The organism is Mesobacillus sp. (assembly GCF_049588175.1).
Taxonomy (GTDB): domain Bacteria; phylum Bacillota; class Bacilli; order Bacillales; family Cytobacillaceae; genus Mesobacillus.
Genome location: NZ_JBAVFI010000689.1, coordinates 1 through 7,076 on the forward strand (window position 1 = coordinate 1; position 7,076 = coordinate 7,076).

General features: G+C 42.7%; 9 protein-coding genes and 1 pseudogene. 2 read left to right on the forward strand and 8 right to left on the reverse strand.

Features of this window, described 5'->3' with window-relative positions:
- From WB217_RS16700 to WB217_RS16725, 6 genes are all read right to left on the reverse strand, one after another.
- On the reverse strand, positions 1-1,126 hold a 1,126-nt coding region (locus tag WB217_RS16700; RefSeq protein ID WP_423994404.1), incomplete at its 3' end, for a methyl-accepting chemotaxis protein.
- Positions 1,127-1,168: 42 nt separating this feature from the next.
- Positions 1,169-1,606: a low molecular weight protein arginine phosphatase gene (locus WB217_RS16705; RefSeq protein ID WP_423994406.1), complete on the reverse strand. Its 438-nt coding sequence runs from the start codon at positions 1,604-1,606 to the stop codon at positions 1,169-1,171.
- A gap of 137 nt (positions 1,607-1,743) precedes the next feature.
- The gene (locus WB217_RS16710; RefSeq protein WP_423994408.1) at positions 1,744-2,298 is read right to left on the reverse strand and encodes a manganese efflux pump MntP family protein; all 555 of its coding nucleotides are present in this window, start codon (positions 2,296-2,298) and stop codon (positions 1,744-1,746) included.
- Between the two features lie 217 nt (positions 2,299-2,515).
- Positions 2,516-3,559 (reverse strand): L-threonylcarbamoyladenylate synthase, encoded by a 1,044-nt coding sequence (locus WB217_RS16715; RefSeq protein ID WP_423994410.1) that lies wholly within the window; start codon positions 3,557-3,559, stop codon positions 2,516-2,518.
- 177 nt (positions 3,560-3,736) lie between these two features.
- The gene (locus WB217_RS16720; RefSeq protein ID WP_423994411.1) at positions 3,737-4,180 is read right to left on the reverse strand and encodes a GNAT family N-acetyltransferase; all 444 of its coding nucleotides are present in this window, start codon (positions 4,178-4,180) and stop codon (positions 3,737-3,739) included.
- 339 nt (positions 4,181-4,519) lie between these two features.
- A complete protein-coding gene (locus tag WB217_RS16725; RefSeq protein ID WP_423994412.1) occupies positions 4,520-4,918 on the reverse strand; it encodes a KGG domain-containing protein in 399 nt (132 codons plus the stop codon).
- A 322-nt stretch (positions 4,919-5,240) separates the two neighbouring features.
- On the opposite strand from WB217_RS16725, the gene WB217_RS16730 reads away from it, so the two are divergent.
- Positions 5,241-5,618, forward strand: a complete 378-nt coding sequence (locus WB217_RS16730; RefSeq protein WP_423994413.1) for a globin — start codon at positions 5,241-5,243, stop codon at positions 5,616-5,618.
- Between the two features lie 62 nt (positions 5,619-5,680).
- Positions 5,681-6,022: a cupin domain-containing protein gene (locus WB217_RS16735; protein ID WP_423994415.1), complete on the forward strand. Its 342-nt coding sequence runs from the start codon at positions 5,681-5,683 to the stop codon at positions 6,020-6,022.
- Between the two features lie 84 nt (positions 6,023-6,106).
- Here the strand turns inward: WB217_RS16735 and spoIIR are convergent, their stop codons facing one another.
- Both spoIIR and WB217_RS16745 read right to left on the reverse strand, forming a co-directional pair.
- Entirely contained in the window at positions 6,107-6,841 is a 735-nt protein-coding gene (gene spoIIR / locus WB217_RS16740; RefSeq protein ID WP_423994416.1) for a stage II sporulation protein R, read from the reverse strand.
- Between the two features lie 131 nt (positions 6,842-6,972).
- Positions 6,973-7,076, reverse strand: a pseudogene (locus WB217_RS16745) (peptide chain release factor N(5)-glutamine methyltransferase); the annotation flags it as partial.

The window sequence follows — 7,076 nt, forward strand, 5'->3', positions numbered from 1 at the left end:
GTGTTGACGTATGCTGGATTGTCTCCATTTGCGTTTCTACTAATCCAGTAATGGTATGAATGACCTCAGCCATCTCATTGATTGTCCCTGTCATTTCGTCAATGACGAGATTGGTTCTTTCCCCTTTTTTCGCTTCGCCATTGGCCGTTTCTACCTGTCTGCTAATCTGCCCAACAACATTCTGCACTTCAGACTGGATGTTCTGGATCAATTCGGAAATGCCCTGAACAGCATCCGCACTTTGATCGGCCAGCTTCCTGACTTCCTCGGCGACAACAGCAAATCCTTTACCATGTTCGCCTGCCCTTGCTGCTTCAATCGATGCATTCAAGGCCAGCAAATTCGTCTGGGCTGCAATGTCACCGACGAGCTGGATGATCTGCTCAACCTTCACCGCGTTCTCTTCTAATCTTTTCACTGTCCCGAGCGATTCACGGTTATCGTTGGCAAGCCTTTCGATTCCGGAAATCAAAGAATGAATTGCGTTTTTGGATTCCTGCAGGTCTTTTACCATCTCGATTGAAATCGTTTCGGACGCCCGTGCTTTCTCCTGGACCTCTTCTGCAATCCTGATGACCTGATCTACCGATTCTGCGGTCGTTTGTGTGGATAAAGCAGACGAGTCGGCACCGGCTGCAATCTCTTTAATCGTTGTCGAGATAAGCGAAGCCTGTTCAGAAGCTGCTGCTGACTGACCAGAAATCACAATGACCTTTTCATTCGTTTCTTTAAAATTCGTATCAATCTGGCTGACCATTTCGCGGAGATTTGCCAGCATATTATTAAAAGCCAGTCCAAGCGAACGAATCTCGTCATCTGATTTTGACAGTTCAGCATCGACACTGATTTCGCCAGCCGCAGCCTTAATCGCTGATTGCTCAAGCTTTTGAAGCGGCTTAATAATCAATCCAGCTGCCACATAAGCTAGCAGACCTGACCAAAAGATCCCCATCCCTAGTACGGCTGCTGTATAAGCTAGTGAATTAATCTCCGTGAATTTTTGAATATAAGGATATAAAAAATAGATAAAGAATGCACTCGTTGAATAAGTTATGATTGCCAAGACCGTTGTCAGCCAAACCATTTTCTTTCTCAACCCAAATTTATAGCTCTTTTTAGCCGCCACTGATAATCCCCCTGATATGTAATGAAATAGCCTTCAAGGTTATTATCGGAGTTTTTCTACGATTTTTTCTATACTTTCTTTAATTTCTAGAAAAGCTTCGCGATAATTTTGTTTATTCCCGCCAAAAGGGTCTGCTACATCAGGATTTAGATCGTCTTCCGCAAATTCCTTCAATGTAAAAGTTTTATCCCAGGCATCTGGATATTGGCTTAGAATCATCGCTTTATGGCTTTGAGTCATTGTTAAAATCAATGTCGCCCAGCCAATCTCATCCCATGTTAATGTTGAAGAACGATGGTCATGACTGATGTTATTTTCCTGCAGCACCACTTTCGCATTCACAGATGCTTCAGCATCATTATCCGCATAAACCCCTGCCGATTTTACTTCTACCCCTGGCAGCTGCTTGCTTTTTAAAATCGCTTCCGCCATCGGGCTTCGGCATGTATTTCCGGTACAGACAAATAAGACGCGCGCCATGTTTTTCCCTCCTGTGATGTACTGTTAACAACTTTTCTTCATTATATGATAATTTTTCAGAGATTTCATTCTGCGGAAGATGAGGGGTCGGATGTAAAAAAAAATGCACCTGCTAACCAGGTGCACAAAAGGTTACTTTATAATGGCAAAAGCAATTTGATTCCAAACGCCAGCAAGATGCTTCCTCCAAGCGCCTCACTATATGTACCAAGCCAGCCCTGCACTTTCCGCCCGACCAGCAAACCTGCCCATGTCAATACCATTGCCGCTACACCAAAGCACACAAGGACCAGCGCTGTTCTTGCTCCATAAATCCCAAGGGTTAGTCCGACTGAAAAGCTATCGAGGCTGACGCTTAAGGCAAAAATAAATAGGCCTTTCCCTACCGGAGTGATCAGGCTTTGCTCATCCTCTTTAAAGCTTGACCAAATCATCTGCACACCTAGCAGAATCAACAGCAGGCCGCCGATGTATCCAGCAATCGCCCCGAATTGCTCGGATAAAAACCTGCCAGCAACCATTCCTAGCAACGGCATCCACACATGGAAAAGACCGATGGTGATGCCAATTTTAAAAATATGTCTTTTCGTCAGCCTGAACATGCCCATTCCGAGACCTACCGAAAATGCATCCATTCCAAGTGCAAATGCCATCAATATCAATGTGAGTAATTCTCCGGCTATTGCTGCCATGTCTTCGCCCCCTCGGACTTGCTAATTCAGCATATGCACGTCCAAAAGGTTTTAGAAGTATGTATTTTGGAATTGGAATCCCAAATAGAGATTGAGATTTACAGGTGGTGAAGCAGAAAATGAATTCCATAATTCTTATTTCGCATCACTCTGCAAAGGTCACTCCTATCAAATAAAAAAGGCGCTCCGAATATCCAGAGCACCTCACATGCTTATTCTATTTATCTATAATCGCCAATCCTGATGCTTTGGTAAGCCTGTTCATGACTGCCTGGCCAACGCCATGTTCTGGAAAGACTTCGCCATAAATGATATCAAGGTCTTCTTGGTTAAAAGCACGCAAAGTATCATAAAGAGCCTCGGCTACGGTTTCCAGCCTGCTTCGTTCACCGCAGGCAATGACTACATTCGCATCATAGAAATCTTTGTTTTCTAGAGTCGTCATGACTCCAACCTTTAAGCCTTCGTTCCGTTTCTCCTGAACGAGCTCCTGGATTTGTGCGCTTGTTCCATTTACAAGATAAAAAGGAGCGTTCGGGGCATAGTGGCGATATTTCATGCCTGGAGCTTTTGGAGCCTGATCCGCATCCTTAAGCGCAGGATCGGCACTTACCTCACCGACTACTTCTTCTAATTGTTCCCTCGTTACACCGCCTGGCCTTAAAATGACCGGAACCTCTGCGGTACAGTCGACAACCGTTGACTCAACCCCTACCCCAGTAGCGCCTCCATCGACGATTCCTGAAATCCTTCCAGATAGATCATCCGCAACATGTGCAGCCGCTGTAGGACTTGGCTTTCCTGATAAGTTTGCGCTCGGGGCAGCCAGCGGTAAACCTGAAGCTTCTATCAACGCAAGAGCAACTGGATGGTCAGGCATTCTGACCGCTACGGTTGAAAGACCTGCTGTCGCTTTTTGAGACAACACACCTGATTTCTGTTCTAAAATGATGGTCAGCGGTCCTGGCCAAAAGGCATCCATCAAAGACTTCGCTTTTTCAGGTATCGCCTTTACAAAGGAATGAATCTGTTCCCTGTCGGATATATGAACGATTAACGGGTTATCCCCAGGCCTTCCTTTTGCTTCAAATATTTTTAATACTGCATCGTCACTTTTGGCATTGCCACCTAAGCCGTAAACAGTCTCAGTCGGAAAAGCGACTACTTCATTTTCTTTAAGTTTTTGTGCTGCTTCTAGGATTTGTGGATATGTTTTTAAATTATCCACATTCTTATCCACTGTCCACATAATTGTTTCCATGTACATCCACCTTTTGCTTCCGGGTCTTCTTTCCTCTATACTAGTCCATTTTTCCTTACTAGTTAACCGTATTTCTATGAAAGTATAAAAGAAGAAGAAGACGAACACAAGTTTTTATCCACAAATTGTGTATAAAATTAAGGATTCAGTGGATAACTTTGTGGATATATCCACAATTCACAGAATAATTTTCATAATTGCTGAGTTATCCACAGTTAAGACCTGCTTTAAATGATTTTTTTCCAAAAGAGCTTCCGGCAGATCTGATTGGTTGACCATTTCAAAACCTAAACTGCCGAAGAATGAAACCGCACTCATTTTATTTGTTACAAGATAAAGTGCTTCAAGCTCCTGGTTCTTTGCTGTGAGGAACGCTCTTTTAAAAAGAAGCATCAAATCAGGCTGAGCGATTTTCGGAGAAACCACAAAAGAACGAAGCAAGCCCGCCATTTCAACTGGCTCGACTCCAAGGCACGCCTTCAATTCTCCTTCCATGTTCTCCATTAGCGAAAAGTTTTCTATTGACTCATTCAATCCTTCCGTACTTACCCCTGCTTCTGTTAAAAATGCTTCCAATCTTGGGAGATCCTCTTTATTCGCACTTCTAATTTTCCATGTCATTTCCTTCACCTCAAAAAATAAGATTCTACTTAAAGATTATGAGAGATTTGAAAAAGTAGAACATTTTAAAGATGATAGAATGATTTAGCAGCGCAAACATATTGGACAGCCCCGGCCTAACCGGTAATTTTAGTGGGAAATCTAACTTATAAAAAACATGGCAGCCTTCATTTCGAATGAAAGCTGCCATGCCTTTGAGGTATTGGTCTTGGTTTTAGTCTTGGTCTTACTTTTAAGTCTTGGTCATACTTTTAAGTCTTGCTCTTACTTTGCTCTTACTTTTAAGTCTTGCTCTTACTTTTAAGTCTTCATCTTCTCGTGGTCTTTTATACCGGATTATTAATCGTTGTTGTTACGTGAGCGGGAGTTGCCGCCTTTTTCGCCAATCTCTTTGTAGAACTCTTCTCCATGATTTTCAGAAGTTGCTTCGCCGCCCTTGCGTCCAATCTCCTGGTAGAAGTCTTTGTCGTGATTTTCAGAAGTTGCTTCGCCGCCTTTGCGGCCGATTTCCTGGTAGAAGTCGCTGTCATGGCTTTCAGCAGTAGCCTCGCCGCCTTTGCGGCCAATTTCCTGATAGAAGTCTTTGTCGTGATTATTTGAAGTAGCTTCTCCGCCTTTACGGCCGATCTCTTGATAGAAGTCGCTGCCATGGTTTTGGCTTGTAGCTTCGCCGCCCATGCGTCCTCGTTCTTCACGTGACATTTTACCATTATCATTGTTGTTATTGTTTCTAGCCATTTAACTCATCCTCCTTGAAATCTTGATTTTTGATGTTACACTCCCTTGAATATCCGCTTATCCCCCTTCCAAAACCACTGAAAAAGGAATGTAATATGCCTGTCTAACAGATGTAATATTTTTGGAAATTATCACAGGATTTTTCCCTTCATTTCCATCTATTTCTACTAGAAGCTGGATATAGTTACCTAGCTTCTCATAGTGGAAAATTCACAATTGAGTGATTTAGGTCACTCTTCTATAACGAGTGATTGGTTATAATAAGCTTACATAAATGAAAACCCTTCTCATTTTTTAACGAAGGGTTGATTGGGGGTACGGTATGGAAATCAAAACAATTTATGATCAGATAGGCGGCGATGAATCAATCCGCAAAATCGTCGACACCTTTTATCCAAAGGTGTATAAAAACGCCGAGCTAAGTCCTTTGTTCGAAGGAGATATCAATGAAATCAAAAGGAAGCAGTGGATGTTCCTGACTCAATTGACTGGCGGCGGCCCATTATACAGCGAGGAATTTGGACCGCCAAATATGAGAGCAAGGCATATGCCATTTGAAATTACCCCTGTTCGCGCTCAGGCATGGTTAAAGCTTATGCATGAAACACTGACCGAAACAGGTTTGATTACAACAGACGGCGGCAAAGCTCTGTTTGAACGCTTAGGTCATATCGCGCCAATTATGGTCAACAGTCAGTAATATAAGCTGGCCCGATGGAATCAAAAACATCTCCATACACATCCAAACCGGAGGGATTAACGATGGAAAAATTATCATTACTAGATTATCAGGAATTTAGCGAGGAACGCTTTACAAAAAGAGTCGTATTTAAAAAAGGTGAAAGCACAGTTTTCCTATTAAATTTTATGCCAGGGCAGGAACTTCCAAAACACACGCACCCGGGCACCGAGGTATTTATTTTAACAATGCAGGGTGAAGGAACTTTCACCATTGACGGGTCCGAAGTTAAAGCAGGGGCAAACGATACGGTCCATGTTACAGGATCCGAAGAGCTCTCCTATAAAAATTCCGGATCTGAGCCAGTCACCCTCTATGTTATGCTGAACAAGATTCCTGATGAGCGATTTGCGCAAAATATCTAAAATAGACGCCTGGGGATATGATTCTCCAGGCGTTTTTATCTCATAAAAATAAAAATCCACCCCGCAGCAGCAGGGTGAACCATTTTATCCAAAAATCCTGTTCCAAATTTCGACCAGGAAGAATGTAACTTCTACTTCTTCTTCCTCGCCATCTTCGTAAACTGGCTTCTTGTCTTCTTTTTCTTCCTTATTCAACTTCTTTTCGCCTTTTGCATCCTTCTTAGACTTCTTATTACCCTCAGCTTGTGATTTCTCTTCATCGCTGTCTAGCTTTACTTCACCTTTTTTATCTTTCCCATCGAATCCTTCGCTTGTAGCCTCGCCGTTTGAAAAATCAAGAAAGCATAGCGGCGGATAAAGGACGCACCACCAGTTTGCTCCTTCCCCTTCGCCTAGGGTGATCAGGATTGCTTCATACTCACCTGCTGGATAGAGGAACTGACCGTAAAGCTTTGTTGGGAACTGGACTTTATCAAATTCGGTTTTTACTGACTGTGTTGACCCTTCTGATTTCACTACATTTTCAGCGATTGCCTGGATTTCCGGCAGCTTCGACTTGATCACATTCCTTGCATCATCCAAAGATGTTAAATCCTTGACCCATTTTGTAATCTCTTTATTGACCTCATCTCTCACAAGCCTTTTGATTGCCTGGTCCTTGTCTGTGTCGCTGTCAGCAAGAATCCTTAGCCTGATCGCTTCATTCGGTATGACCGTTGCTTCCTGCGCTGTCACTACATTTTTCGGGCTATATAAACTTATCATTGTACCTGCACATAATAAGAGTATGTATAAGATTGCTGCTGATTTTTTTGTCATCATCTTTCGCACCGCCCCTTCACTAGTCACAGTATGGACAGATTGATAGATTCTTAAACTAGTAATTTTGAAAAAAATTGAAGAATAAATTCCCCGCCTTTTTCATTAAAAGGCGGGAAAATGTACTCATACTATAACATTTCCGCAAAAACCATCCGGTCCTTGCCATTTATATCAAAGACGATTTCTATATTTGCGTGTGGAAAGGTATTTTTTAAAAGCGCGGCGACCGCTT